Source organism: Rhizobium sp. C104 (genome assembly GCF_022354505.1).
GTDB lineage: Bacteria > Pseudomonadota > Alphaproteobacteria > Rhizobiales > Rhizobiaceae > Rhizobium > Rhizobium redzepovicii.
Genome location: NZ_CP092348.1, coordinates 1,255,152 through 1,267,751, shown reverse-complemented (window position 1 = coordinate 1,267,751; position 12,600 = coordinate 1,255,152). Strand labels below are relative to the sequence as shown.

General features: G+C 61.7%; 10 protein-coding genes, 2 pseudogenes and 2 riboswitches. Of the genes and pseudogenes, 5 read left to right on the top strand and 7 right to left on the bottom strand.

The annotated features are described in order from the left end of the window. The first annotated feature begins 189 nt into the window (after positions 1-189). Positions 190-280, top strand: a riboswitch (glycine riboswitch). Positions 281-283: 3 nt separating this feature from the next. Further along, a riboswitch (glycine riboswitch) is annotated at positions 284-365 on the top strand. Between the two features lie 76 nt (positions 366-441). The 5 genes and pseudogenes from gcvT (at position 442) to MF410_RS07360 (ending at position 6,524) form a co-directional block, all read left to right on the top strand. Beyond that, positions 442-1,578, top strand: a complete 1,137-nt coding sequence (gcvT, locus tag MF410_RS07380) for a glycine cleavage system aminomethyltransferase GcvT (RefSeq protein WP_097628637.1) — start codon at positions 442-444, stop codon at positions 1,576-1,578. 23 nt (positions 1,579-1,601) lie between these two features. Further along, the gene (gene gcvH, locus MF410_RS07375) at positions 1,602-1,964 is read left to right on the top strand and encodes a glycine cleavage system protein GcvH (protein WP_097628636.1); all 363 of its coding nucleotides are present in this window, start codon (positions 1,602-1,604) and stop codon (positions 1,962-1,964) included. Next, positions 1,964-4,829, top strand: a pseudogene (gcvP, locus tag MF410_RS07370) (aminomethyl-transferring glycine dehydrogenase). Before gcvH ends, gcvP begins: the two are co-directional and overlap by 1 nt. Positions 4,830-5,042: 213 nt before the next feature. After that, positions 5,043-6,079: pseudogene (locus MF410_RS07365) on the top strand (GH25 family lysozyme). 139 nt (positions 6,080-6,218) lie between these two features. Next, on the top strand, positions 6,219-6,524 hold the full coding sequence (locus MF410_RS07360; RefSeq protein ID WP_097628634.1) for a flagellar basal body rod C-terminal domain-containing protein: 306 nt from the start codon (positions 6,219-6,221) through the stop codon (positions 6,522-6,524). 70 nt (positions 6,525-6,594) lie between these two features. On the opposite strand, the gene sufA is transcribed toward MF410_RS07360, so the two are convergent. The 7 genes from sufA to sufB form a co-directional block, all read right to left on the bottom strand. After that, positions 6,595-6,987, bottom strand: a complete 393-nt coding sequence (gene sufA / locus MF410_RS07355) for a Fe-S cluster assembly scaffold SufA (protein WP_003586280.1) — start codon at positions 6,985-6,987, stop codon at positions 6,595-6,597. Positions 6,988-7,080: 93 nt separating this feature from the next. After that, positions 7,081-7,461 carry an SUF system Fe-S cluster assembly protein gene (locus tag MF410_RS07350; protein ID WP_097628633.1) on the bottom strand — a complete coding sequence of 127 codons (381 nt, stop codon included), beginning with the start codon at positions 7,459-7,461 and terminating at the stop codon, positions 7,081-7,083. A 12-nt stretch (positions 7,462-7,473) separates the two neighbouring features. After that, a complete protein-coding gene (locus tag MF410_RS07345; protein ID WP_097628632.1) occupies positions 7,474-8,715 on the bottom strand; it encodes a cysteine desulfurase in 1,242 nt (413 codons plus the stop codon). A gap of 12 nt (positions 8,716-8,727) precedes the next feature. Continuing rightward, positions 8,728-10,002: a Fe-S cluster assembly protein SufD gene (gene sufD / locus MF410_RS07340; RefSeq protein ID WP_097628631.1), complete on the bottom strand. Its 1,275-nt coding sequence runs from the start codon at positions 10,000-10,002 to the stop codon at positions 8,728-8,730. A gap of 24 nt (positions 10,003-10,026) precedes the next feature. Then, a complete protein-coding gene (gene sufC, locus MF410_RS07335) occupies positions 10,027-10,782 on the bottom strand; it encodes a Fe-S cluster assembly ATPase SufC (RefSeq protein WP_037073856.1) in 756 nt (251 codons plus the stop codon). Positions 10,783-10,861: 79 nt separating this feature from the next. Further along, positions 10,862-11,107, bottom strand: coding sequence for a hypothetical protein (locus MF410_RS07330; RefSeq protein WP_003586275.1), 246 nt, complete (start codon positions 11,105-11,107; stop codon positions 10,862-10,864). Between the two features lies 1 nt (position 11,108). Next, the gene (sufB, locus tag MF410_RS07325; protein ID WP_097628630.1) at positions 11,109-12,578 is read right to left on the bottom strand and encodes a Fe-S cluster assembly protein SufB; all 1,470 of its coding nucleotides are present in this window, start codon (positions 12,576-12,578) and stop codon (positions 11,109-11,111) included. Positions 12,579-12,600: the final 22 nt, after the last annotated feature.

The following is a 12,600-nucleotide window of genomic DNA, read 5'->3' as shown; positions in this document are numbered from 1 at the left end:
AGAGCGTCGCTTTCAGTCCGGTCGGCCGCATGAGATCCCCTTCGACAGCAAGTCGCGATAGCCGGTTTCGCCCCCGAATGCAAAAGCAGATTTGCCGCAGTTTAAGGCCCGATTGGAATAAGACGACAAAAATTTGCCCGGCGACGACATTTGCCGCTTGCCAAGAGCCACAGCCGCCGGATAATTGCACCAACCTTGTTGGGAGAATCCGGTGCTTGTCAACCACCGGTGCCGAAGGAGCAACCGCCCCGGAAACTCTCAGGCCAAAGGACCAGCAAGGGGCAGACGGAACTCTGGAGAGAAGCGTTCTCGAAACGCTCGCCGAAGGGATAACAATCTCAGGCGTCAAGGACAGAGGGGGCTCAGGAGAGAAGTGCGCAACCGCGCCTTCAGATTTGAGCCCGCGCCTTCGCAAAAAGGCGCAAACCCCGGAGGCGTCTTTTGGACGATATTGCTGCCCTGAAGAAAACCCCGCTGCATGCCCTGCATCTCCAGCTCGGCGCCCGCATGGTGCCGTTTGCGGGTTACGACATGCCGGTGCAATATCCGGCAGGCGTAATGAAGGAGCACCTTCATACCCGCACCGAAGCCGGTCTCTTTGATGTCTCCCACATGGGCCAGGTCATCGTGAAGGCGAAATCCGGCAGCTACGAGGACGCCGCGCTGGCGCTCGAAAGCCTGGTGCCGGTCGATATCCTGGGTCTTGCCGAAGGCCGCCAGCGCTATGGCTTCTTCACCGACGACAGCGGCTGCATCCTCGACGATCTAATGATCACCCATGTCGACGACCATCTTTTCGTCGTCGTCAACGCCTCGTGCAAGGAGGCCGATCTCGCCCATCTGCAGGCCCATATCGGCGACACGTGCGACATCACCCTTCTCAACCGCGGGCTGATCGCGCTGCAGGGACCGCGCGCGGTCGAAGTTCTCGCCGAACTCTGGGCCGATGTCGCGTCGATGAAATTCATGGATGTGCGTCACTGCCGGCTGCACGACGTTTCCTGTCTGGTCTCGCGCTCCGGCTATAGCGGCGAGGACGGTTTCGAAATCTCTGTCCCGGCAGATAAGGCCGAGGATGTCACCATGCGGTTGCTCGAGCATCCCGACGTCCAGGCGATCGGCCTCGGCGCCCGCGATTCGCTACGCCTGGAAGCCGGCCTCTGCCTCTACGGCAACGATATCGACACCACCACCTCGCCGGTCGAGGCGGCGCTGGAATGGGCAATGCAGAAGGCGCGGCGCGCGGGCGGCGCCCGCGCCGGCGGATTCCCGGGCTCTGGCCGCATTCTCTACGAGCTCGAAAATGGCGCCGCCCGCCGCCGCGTCGGCCTGAAGCCTGAGGGAAAGGCGCCGGTGCGCGGCCATGCCAAGCTCTATGCCGATGCCGAGGGCAAGCTCGAAATCGGTGAAGTCACCTCGGGCGGCTTCGGTCCTAGCGTCGAGGGCCCCGTCGCCATGGGCTACGTACCGGTCTCACATGCTGCGGCCGGCACGCTCGTCTACGCGGAGGTGCGCGGCAAATATCTGCCGATCACCGTCAGCGCCCTGCCCTTCGTCACACCGACCTACAAACGCTAAACCTTTTCCAGAGAGGACGAACAATGCTGAAATTTACCGAAGAACACGAGTGGCTGCAGATCGAAGGCGGCGTTGCGACGGTTGGCATCACCAATTATGCCGTCGATCAGCTCGGCGACCTGGTTTTCGTCGAACTGCCGGAAGTCGGTGCGACCTTCTCCAAGAACGGCAATGCCGCGACCGTCGAATCCGTCAAGGCGGCCTCAGACGTCTATTGTCCGCTTGACGGCGAGATCACCGAGGTCAATCCGGCCATCGTTGCCGATCCGTCGCTGGTCAATTCCGATCCGCAGGGCGCCGGCTGGTTCTTCAAGTTGAAGCTTGCCAATCCCGCGGATGCCGACGGCCTGCTCGACGAGGCGGCCTACAAGGAGCTCACCGCGTAATGACGACGCCGACCGAATTCCAGTTCACCGACTATCAGCCCTACGATTTTGCCAATCGCCGTCACATCGGCCCCTCGCCGGCCGAGATGACCGACATGCTGAAGGTGATCGGTTACAACAGCCTCGACGGCTTGATCGATGCGACGCTGCCGCCCGCCATCCGGCAGAAGGCGCCGCTCGTCTGGGGCGCGCCGATGACCGAGCGCGAGGCGCTCGACAAGCTGCGCGAGACCGCCAACAAGAACAAGGTGCTGGTCTCGCTGATCGGCCAGGGTTACTACGGCACCATCACGCCGCCGGTCATCCAGCGCAATATCCTGGAAAACCCCGCCTGGTACACGGCCTATACGCCTTACCAGCCGGAGATCAGCCAGGGCCGTTTGGAAGCGCTCCTCAACTACCAGACGATGGTTTGTGACCTCACGGGCCTCGACGTCGCCAACGCCTCGCTGCTCGACGAGGCGACCGCTGCTGCCGAAGGCATGGCGATGGCCGAGCGCGTCTCCAAGTCGAAGGCCAAGGCTTTCTTTGTGGATGCCGACTGCCATCCGCAGACCATCGCCCTCATCCGCACGCGCGCCGAACCGCTCGGCTGGAGCGTCATCGTCGGCAATCCCTTCACCGATCTCGATCCGGTCGATGTTTTCGGGGCGATCTTCCAGTATCCCGGCACCCATGGTCACATCAATGATTTCACCGGCCTGATCGCCCGCCTGCATCAGGCCGGCGCCATAGCGATCGTCGCCGCCGACATTTTGGCGCTGACGCTGCTGAAATCACCCGGCGAAATGGGTGCCGATATCGCCGTCGGATCCTCGCAGCGCTTCGGCGTCCCGGTCGGCTACGGCGGCCCGCATGCGGCCTATATGGCGGTCAAAGACGCCGTCAAGCGCTCCATGCCCGGCCGTCTCGTCGGCGTTTCCGTCGATGCCCGCGGCAACCGCGCCTATCGCCTGTCGCTGCAGACCCGCGAACAGCATATCCGCCGCGAGAAGGCGACGTCGAACATCTGCACCGCCCAGGTGCTGCTCGCCGTCATGGCCTCGATGTATGCGGTCTTCCATGGCCCCAAGGGCATCAAGGCGATTGCCCAGCAAGTGCACCAGAAGGCCGTGCTGATGGCCAAGGGCCTGGAAAAGCTTGGCTATAAGGTTGAACCCGAAAGCTTCTTCGACACGATCACCGTCGATGTCGGCCACATGCAGGGCCTCATCCTGCGCGCAGCCGTCGCCGAAGGGGTCAATCTGCGCAAGGTCGGCGAAACCCAGATCGGCATGAGCCTTGACGAGCGCACGCGGCCGGCGAACTCTTGAAGCCGTCTGGCGCGCCTTCGGCGGCAATTTCCAGGTTGCCGATTTCGATCCTTCCTACCGGTTGCCGAAGGGCCTGCTCAGAACAAGCGATTACCTAACCCATCCGATCTTCCACATGAACCGTGCCGAAAGCGAAATGACCCGCTACATCCGCCGGCTCTCCGACAGGGATCTGGCGCTCGACCGCTCTATGATCCCGCTCGGCTCCTGCACGATGAAGCTCAATGCGACGGCGGAAATGCTGCCGATCACCTGGCCTGAATTTTCCGATATCCATCCCTTCGTGCCGGCAGACCAGGCACTCGGCTATCGCGAAATGATCGACGACCTGATCGAAAAGCTCTGCGCCGTCACCGGCTACGACGCTTTCTCCATGCAGCCGAATTCCGGCGCGCAAGGCGAATATGCCGGCCTTTTGACGATCCGCAACTTCCATATCGCCAACGGCGAGGGCCATCGTGACGTCTGCCTGATCCCGACCTCGGCGCATGGCACCAACCCGGCCTCGGCCCAGATGGTCGGCATGAAGGTTGTGGTCGTCAAGGTGCGCGAGAACGGCGACATCGATCTCGACGATTTCCGCGCCAAAGCTGAGGAGCATGCGGCAAACCTCTCCTGCTGCATGATCACCTACCCCTCGACCCACGGCGTCTTCGAGGAGACCGTCAAGGAAATCTGCGATCTGGTGCATACCCATGGCGGCCAGGTCTATCTCGACGGCGCCAACATGAACGCCATGGTCGGCCTGTCCCGCCCCGGTGACATCGGCTCCGACGTGTCGCACCTCAACCTGCACAAGACCTTCTGCATCCCGCATGGCGGCGGCGGCCCCGGCATGGGCCCGATCGGCGTCAAGGCGCATCTGGCGCCCCACCTGCCCGGCCATCCCGAGACCGACGGCCGTCCCGGCGCGGTTTCGGCCGCGGCCTTCGGCTCGGCCTCGATCCTGCCCATCTCCTGGAGCTACTGCCTGATGATGGGCGGCGAAGGCCTGACCCAGGCAACCAAGGTGGCGATCCTCAACGCCAACTACATCGCCACCCGGCTGAAGGGCGCTTACGACGTGCTCTACAAGTCGAAAACCGGCCGCGTCGCGCATGAATGCATCATCGACACTCGTCCGCTGGTCGACAGCTCGGGCGTCACGGTCGACGACGTCGCCAAGCGGCTGATCGACTGTGGCTTCCATGCGCCGACCATGAGCTGGCCGGTCGCCGGCACGCTGATGATAGAGCCGACGGAAAGCGAGACTAAGGCCGAACTCGACCGCTTCTGCGAGGCTATGCTGGCGATCCGCGAGGAAGCCCGCGCCATCGAGGATGGCCGCATGGACAAGGTGAACAACCCGCTGAAGAACGCCCCGCACACGGTGGAAGACCTCGTCGGCGAATGGGATCGTCCCTATAGCCGGGAACAGGCCTGCTTCCCGCCCGGCGCCTTCCGCGTCGACAAATACTGGTCCCCGGTCAACCGCGTCGACAACGTCTACGGCGACCGCAACCTGATCTGCACCTGCCCGCCGGTCGAAAGCTACGCGGAAGCAGCAGAATAACGGCAAATCGGCAAGCCCCTCCCGCGGGTAGGGAGGGGCGGCCTGCGCGTCGACTTTCGCTGTATGGCAAGGGCCGAACTCGGCAATGCCCGTTTCAAGGCAGTGAGTTCAAATTTAACCTTTCTTAGCAAGTCTCTGTTAGCAATTGAAAATGGACGGGTTTTCTCCAGCGGGGATGTTGCCGTCTACCTTTTGTTTTGCGTGCAGGTTCTCATGCGTCCATCGGCTTTGCCAGCAATCCTCCTTGCCGCCCTGGTCCTGTCCGGATGCGCCGCCAGTTCCGGGGCCGAAGATGTGCTCACGCCTGTCCCGTCGGCGGAAACAACCAATGCAATCACCAAGCCGAGCGGCCCGATACCGGCCGCCGCCGTCGGCGACATGGCACAAACAAGCGCGCCGCAGGAAGCGTTGAGCTGGACCGGACCGGTTCCCGAACCTGAGGCGCTCGTGCCCGCCGACAGGCCGGTCGGCATGCCGATGCCGACGGAAAGACCGGTGGCGATGCTGATGCCCGCCAACCCGGATGCCGATCTCGATGCCGGCAGGAAATCGCCGTCACGCGGACAGATCTACGGCCACCGATTCCGCGACGCCAAGCCGATCAATTTTGGTTCCACCTCGCCGAGAAAGCTTGCCGTGCACGGCGTCGACGTATCGCGCTGGCAGGGCGAAATCGACTGGGAGACATTGAGGAAGCAGGGCGCGAACTTCGTCTACATCAAGGCGACGGACGGCGGCGATCACCTTGATCCGATGTTCAAGAAGAACTGGCGCCGCGCCAAGGAAGCCGGCCTCAAACACGGCGCGTATCACTTCTTCTACTGGTGCCGGACGGCCGGCGAACAGGCCGATTGGTTCATCCGTAATGTACCGAGGGAAGCAAACGCGCTTCCGCCCGTCATCGATGTCGAATGGAACGGCGAGTCGAGCTGCAAGCGGCGCATCTCCCCGCCCGCGTCCGGGAAAAGATGCAGGTGTTCATGGACAAGCTGGAGCGCTACTACGGCCAGCGCCCGATCATCTACACCGCGCCGGATTTCTACCGCGACAATTTGAAGGGCCAGATGCTCGACTATCCCTTCTGGCTGCGCTCGGTTGCCGCCCACCCCTCGAAGGTCTATCCGGGCCGCAAGTGGCTGTTCTGGCAATATTCCGGCTCCGGCCTTTCCGAAGGCGTCGAAGGCAAGATTGATCTCAACGTCTTCAACGGCAACGAAAGCGATTGGCACGACTGGGTGGCGTCGCGATAGCGAAGCTGGTTCCGTGCCAATCCGGAACAAGCGGAACGGCAGGACGCACATCCTGTAGGTCGTTGCTAAGGCAACGCCTTCAGCATTCCCTAAATCCTTGCGGATAAAAGACGATCATCCAGTTCTGGGGAAACGGCTGATGAGCATATCGGGCATCACGAGCACCGCCCTTTCGGGCATGCGGGCGCAGACGACGCGGATCGGCGCGATCGCCAGCAACGTCGCAAACAGCAGCACATCAGGTTACGCCAGACTGAACACCAGCATCACTTCAGTAGTATCAGGCAGCGTTCAGGCGACCGTCAGCCCGACCGCGTCGGATGTCGACCCAGCCACCGAACTGACCGACTTGCTCGAAGCCGAACAGAGTTACAAGGCGAACGCCGTGGTCTTCGAGACCGGTGCCGACATGTGGGAAATGCTGATGAGCATCAAGCGCGACTGAGCGCTGCCGTATGATGCTGCGTCGCAGATAATTTAACTCTGGCCGGAAAATTTAAAGACAGCCCGCCGGGTCAGGAATGCGCCGGCTCGCTCTGCCGCTGTGCGGCAAGAGCTGCCAGATCGGCGGGTTTCAGCTCGACGGATTCGCCGCAGCCGCAAGCCGATGTCTGGTTCGGATTGGTGAAGGTGAAGCCGGAGCGCAGCGTCGTCTGCTCGAAGCCCATTTCGGTGCCGAGCAGATAGAGCACCGCCGATGGTTCGACCCAGACCCTGGCGCCGTCGCGCTCGATCAGATCGTCCTTGGCATTCGGCTCGGTCACCAGGTCGATGGTATATTCCATCCCGGCGCAGCCGCCCTTCTTGATGCCGACGCGAACGCCCTTGGCCTCCGGGCCGGAATTCTCGACGATCGCCTTGACGCGGGCCGCGGCCCCATCCGTCATGCTCATCACTGCAAAGCCCATCGGCCCATTCTCCTTCCACAACCGGGGTCAAGATCCGGTGCTTCATGATTCGAATGTAGTCGTCCGAGGTAAACGGATCAATACCGCGGAATGTCAGTACCAGCCGACGGCGACCTGCGCCTCTTCGGACATGCGATCCGGCGTCCACGGCGGATCGAAGGTCATCTCGACCTCGACGCCGGACACGCCTTCGACGGCGCCGACGGCATTTTCGACCCAGCCGGGCATCTCGCCGGCAACCGGGCAGCCAGGTGCGGTCAAGGTCATCATGATCTTCACCATCCTATCGTCCTCGATATCGATCTTGTAGATCAGACCGAGTTCGAAGATGTCGGCCGGGATTTCCGGATCGTAGACGGTTTTCAGCGCGCTGATGACGTCGTCGCTGAGCCGCGCCAGCTCATCGGTCGGAATGCTGGAATGCACGATGCCTTCGCGCACGTCGATCTTCTGTTCGCTTTCGTCCAGGCTCATCACGGACACTCCTCAAGCAAAGAACTTGCGCGCATATTCAAGCGCATCGGCCAGGGCATCGACCTCGGCGCGGGTATTGTACATGCCGAAGGATGCACGGCATGTGGAGGTGACGCCGAAGCGTTTCAAGAGTGGCATGGCGCAATGCGTGCCGGCCCGCACCGCAATGCCCTGCCGGTCGATCACCATCGAGACGTCATGGGCATGGATGCCGGCAAGCTCGAAGGAAAAGATGCTGCCCTTGTCGGGCGCCGTTCCGAAGACGCGCAGCGAATTGACCGACTTCAGCCGCTCGACGGCGTAAGCCGCAAGATCGGCCTCATGGCGGGCGATCGCCTCGCGGCCGACCTTCTCCATATAGTCGAGCGCATAACCGAGCCCGATCGCCTGGACGATCGGCGGCGTGCCGGCCTCGAAGCGATGCGGCGGATCATTGTAGGTGACCGCGTCCTCGGCGACTTCGAAAATCATCTCGCCGCCGCCCTGGAACGGGCGCATCTGCGAAAGCCGCTCCTTCTTGCCGTAGAGCACGCCGATTCCAGATGGGCCGTAGAGCTTGTGGCCGGTCATCACATACCAGTCGCAATCGATGTCCTGCACATCCACAGGCAGGTGCACCGCACCCTGGCTGCCGTCGATCAAGACCGGAATGCCGCGCTCATGCGCAATGCGGCAGACCTCTTTGACGGGAACGATCGTGCCGAGCGCATTCGACATATGGGTGATGGCGACGAGCTTGGTGCGCTCCGTCAGGCTCTTCTCAAAGTCCTCGATATGAAAGGCGCCCTCATCGTCCACCGGCACCCAGACCAGTTTGGCACCCTGCCGCTCGCGGATGAAGTGCCAGGGCACGATGTTGGAGTGGTGCTCCATGATCGTCAGGACGATCTCGTCGCCTTCGCCGATCTCAGGCATGCCCCAGCCATAGGCGACGGTATTGATCGCCTCTGTCGAATTCTTGGTGAAGACGATGTCGTTGACCGAAGGCGCATTGAGAAAACGGCGCACCTTCTCGCGCGCCGCCTCATAAGCATCGGTCGCGGCATTGGAGAGATAGTGCAGTCCGCGATGCACATTGGCATATTCATGCGAATACGCATGCGAGATGGCGTCGATCACCACCTGCGGCTTCTGCGCCGAAGCGCCGTTGTCGAGATAGACCAGCGGCTTGCCGTGCACCTTCTCCGCCAGGATCGGAAAATCCCGGCGGATGGCTTCGACATCGTATGGCGTGGCCGGCACGATCTTGTCCATTGCTATATCCGATCAGGCGTGCTTTTCGAGCCACGCCGAAATCACGCCTTCCAGCGCTTCGACCAGGGTCTCGTCTTCCAGTTCCTCGACGATCTCGGCGACGAAAGCGTTGACGAGCATCGCCCGCGCCTTGTTCTCCGGAATGCCGCGCGCCATCATGTAATAGAGATGATTGGCGTCGATATCGGTCACCGTCGCCCCATGGCCGCACTGCACGTCGTCGGCGAAGATTTCGAGCTCGGGTTTGACCGAGAATTCGGCATCGTCGGACATCAGCAGCGTATTGCAGGCCATCTTGGCATCGGTCTTTTGCGCATCGGGTGCCACCCGGATCATGCCCTGGAAAACACCCTTGGCGCGGTCGAAGACGACGTTGCGAATCACTTCGGTCGAGCCGGTGTGCGGCACGTCGTGGCCGAGCACCATCGTCACGTCGGTATGGCTGTCAGCGCCGAGCAGGTTGATGCCGCGCAATGTCAGATCAGCGCCCTCGCCCGTCACCTTGATATGCAGCTCCTGGCGCACCAGCTTGCCGCCGGCATTGATGACGAACAGGCGAAGCTTGGCGTCGGCGCCGAGATCGATGCGGATCTGGCCGAGATGCGTATCCTCGGCTCCGTGCTGTTGCAGGATGATCCAGGTCAGCTCCGCACCTTCGCCGACAGTGATGTCACTGACGTGGGACACGAGTGCCGGATCGCCGGTCACCGCAAGATGACGCTCGATCACCGTCGCTTTGACGCCAGAGGCGAAGGCAACAGGAAGACGCGTATGTGTCTGCCCGCCGGCATGGACGAACTGGATTTCGAGCGGAGCGTCAAGCTCGGTATCGGCAGGCACGTCTATGACATAGCCGTCGCGCACGAAGCTGCCGTTGATGCGGCCGACCGCGTCGTCGCTGCCGAGCGCATCGAGGCCGTCCGCGGCGGAGCCGTCGAGCAGATGTTCGCTATAGGCCGAAACGCCAAGACCGTCGGCGGCAGCCTTCTGGTTGGCATGACCCTGGATCACCGCCAGCACCGTAGAGCCGTCGACAAGCGGCTCAAGCGCGTCGGAGCCGGCGTCACCGACCTGCGGCGGCAAGGTGCGCAGCAGGTTTTTCAGATCGGTGTAGTGCCAGGCTTCAATGCGGCGCGTCGGCAGGCCGGCCTTCTTCAGATCATCGAGAAGCCGGTCGCGCAGCGCCGTCACCGCGCCATTGCCCGGCAGATCGCCGATCTGATGGTTGAAGGCCTCGATCAGCGCAGTTTCCGCCGCGGTCAGGCGGCTCGTCGTCTGCATGTTCATGGACGTCGTCCTTTCCACCCGAGATCAGGCCGCCGCGCCGATGATGTCGGCATAGCCGTTGGCCTCAAGCTCATGCGCCAGCGTCTTGTCGCCAGACTTGATCACCTGGCCCTTGTAGAGCACGTGGACGGTATCCGGCACGATATAGTCGAGCAGGCGCTGGTAGTGGGTGATGACGACGACGGCGCGGTCCGGCGAACGCAACGCATTGACGCCGTCGGCAACGATCTTCAGCGCGTCGATGTCAAGGCCGGAATCGGTTTCGTCGAGCACGCAGAGCTTCGGCTCCAGCAGCGCCATCTGCAGGATCTCGGCGCGCTTCTTCTCGCCGCCGGAGAAGCCGACATTGAGCGGCCGCTTCAGCATCTCGGTGTTGATCTGCAGTTTGCCGGCGGCATCCTTGACCCGGCGCATGAAATCCGGCGTCGTCAGTTCGTCCTCGCCGCGCGCCTTGCGCTGCTCGTTCATCGCCACCTTCAGGAACTGCATGGTGGCGACACCCGGAATTTCCACAGGATACTGGAAGGCGAGGAACACGCCCTTGGCGGCGCGTTCGGCCGGATCGAGCTCAAGAATGCTCTCGCCATTATAGAGAATGTCGCCCTCGGTGACTTCATAATCGCTGCGGCCAGACAGCACATAGGAGAGCGTCGACTTGCCGGAGCCGTTCGGCCCCATGATTGCGGCAACTTCGCCGGCCTTTACCGTCAGGTTCAGGCCACGGATGATCTCGGTGCCGTCTTCGGCAATGCGAGCATGGAGGTTTCTGATTTCAAGCATCTTGGTTCCTGCGTTTTCTCTGCGTAGCTCATCGGAGCCTCGCGTAATTTCTAAGGACATCGACATGTTGTGCTCGGCGCTATCGCCCCAAAAAACGGAAAACGCGGAAAACCGCGACCGTTACGAGCCAAACCCATTCGAGAAATTCCGGGATCCCCTGAATGATCTCTCCCGGTTTTTCCATGCGCTGCCGGAGAAACACATAAGGCCGCTCCGGCGGCGTTTCCGTCTCGTTTCTTTGCTCGCGGGGGCGAATTTTCGCCAATATCTCCCCGCGCATATTCTCCAGACGTTCAAGAATACGCTTCTTGTCCGCCTCGCTCATGTCAGCCCACTGAGCCTTCCAGCGAAATGCTGATCAGCTTCTGCGCCTCGACGGCGAATTCCATCGGCAATTCCTGCAGGACTTCCTTGACGAAGCCGTTGACGATCAGGGCGATCGCCGCTTCGGTCGGGATGCCGCGCTGCAGGCAGTAGAACAGCTGATCCTCGGAGATCTTCGAGGTTGTCGCCTCATGCTCGAACTGCGCCGTCGAGTTCTTCGCCTCGATGTAGGGCACGGTATGGGCGCCGCACTTGTCGCCGATCAACAGCGAGTCGCACTGGGTGAAGTTGCGCGCATTCGAAGCCTTGCGGTGGGCCGAGACCTGGCCGCGATAAGTATTGTTGGAAACGCCGGCGGCGATGCCCTTGGAGACGATGCGGCTCGACGTGTTCTTGCCGAGATGGATCATCTTGGTGCCGCTGTCGATCTGCTGATGGCCGTTAGAGACGGCGATCGAATAGAACTCGCCGCGGCTGTCGTCGCCGCGCAGGATGCAGGACGGATATTTCCAGGTGATCGCCGAGCCGGTTTCGACCTGCGTCCAGGAGATCTTCGACCGGTCGCCGCGGCAGTCGCCGCGCTTGGTGACGAAGTTGTAGATGCCGCCCTTGCCTTCCTTATCGCCCGGATACCAGTTCTGGACGGTGGAATATTTGATCTCGGCATCGTCGAGCGCAACGAGTTCGACGACAGCCGCATGCAGCTGGTTTTCGTCGCGCTGCGGCGCCGTGCAGCCTTCGAGATAGGAGACGTAGGCGCCTTCTTCCGCAATGATCAGGGTGCGCTCGAACTGGCCGGTGCCCTTCTCATTGATGCGGAAATAGGTGGACAGCTCCATCGGGCAGCGAACGCCCTTCGGCACGAAGACGAAGGAGCCGTCGGTAAAGACCGCCGAATTGAGCGTCGCATAGTAGTTGTCGCTCGTTGGAACGACGGAGCCGAGGTACTTCTGTACCAGCTCCGGATACTCGCGGATGGCTTCCGAGATCGACATGAAGATCACGCCGGCCTTCTTCAGCTCTGCCTTGAAGGTGGTGACGACCGAGACGCTGTCGAAAACGGCATCGACGGCGATCTTCGGCTTCTCGACGCCGGCAAGGATCTCCTGCTCACGCAGCGGGATGCCAAGCTTCTCATAGACCTTCAACAGCTCCGGATCGACCTCGTCGAGCGATTTCGGGCCCGGCGTGCTCTTCGGCGCGGCGTAATAATAGATGTCGTTGAAATCGATCTTCGGATAGTCGACGCGCGCCCAGGTCGGCTCTTCCAGCGTCAGCCAGCGACGATAGGCCTCGAGACGCCATTCCAGCATCCACTCCGGCTCCTGCTTCTTCGCCGAAATGAAGCGGATGATATCTTCGGACAGGCCTTTCGGCGCTTTGTCCATCTCAATGACGGTCTCGAAACCGTATTTGTACTGGTCCACATCGATCAGGCGCACCTGGTCGATTGTTTCCTGCACCGCAGCCATCTCATTCTCCAATCTCGCCGGA

What these genes read in the sequence shown, in the direction of transcription:
- MF410_RS07330 (WP_003586275.1), bottom strand. Translation starts at nt 11,107, where the DNA reads ATGAGCGAGGCGGACAAGAAGCGTATTCTTGAACGTCTGGAGAATATG.
- gcvH (WP_097628636.1), top strand. Translation starts at nt 1,602, where the DNA reads ATGCTGAAATTTACCGAAGAACACGAGTGGCTGCAGATCGAAGGCGGC.
- MF410_RS07345 (WP_097628632.1), bottom strand. Translation starts at nt 8,715, where the DNA reads ATGGACAAGATCGTGCCGGCCACGCCATACGATGTCGAAGCCATCCGC.
- sufC (WP_037073856.1), bottom strand. Translation starts at nt 10,782, where the DNA reads ATGCTTGAAATCAGAAACCTCCATGCTCGCATTGCCGAAGACGGCACC.
- MF410_RS07360 (WP_097628634.1), top strand. Translation starts at nt 6,219, where the DNA reads ATGAGCATATCGGGCATCACGAGCACCGCCCTTTCGGGCATGCGGGCG.
- sufA (WP_003586280.1), bottom strand. Translation starts at nt 6,987, where the DNA reads ATGGGCTTTGCAGTGATGAGCATGACGGATGGGGCCGCGGCCCGCGTC.
- sufB (WP_097628630.1), bottom strand. Translation starts at nt 12,578, where the DNA reads ATGGCTGCGGTGCAGGAAACAATCGACCAGGTGCGCCTGATCGATGTG.
- MF410_RS07350 (WP_097628633.1), bottom strand. Translation starts at nt 7,461, where the DNA reads ATGAGCCTGGACGAAAGCGAACAGAAGATCGACGTGCGCGAAGGCATC.
- sufD (WP_097628631.1), bottom strand. Translation starts at nt 10,002, where the DNA reads ATGAACATGCAGACGACGAGCCGCCTGACCGCGGCGGAAACTGCGCTG.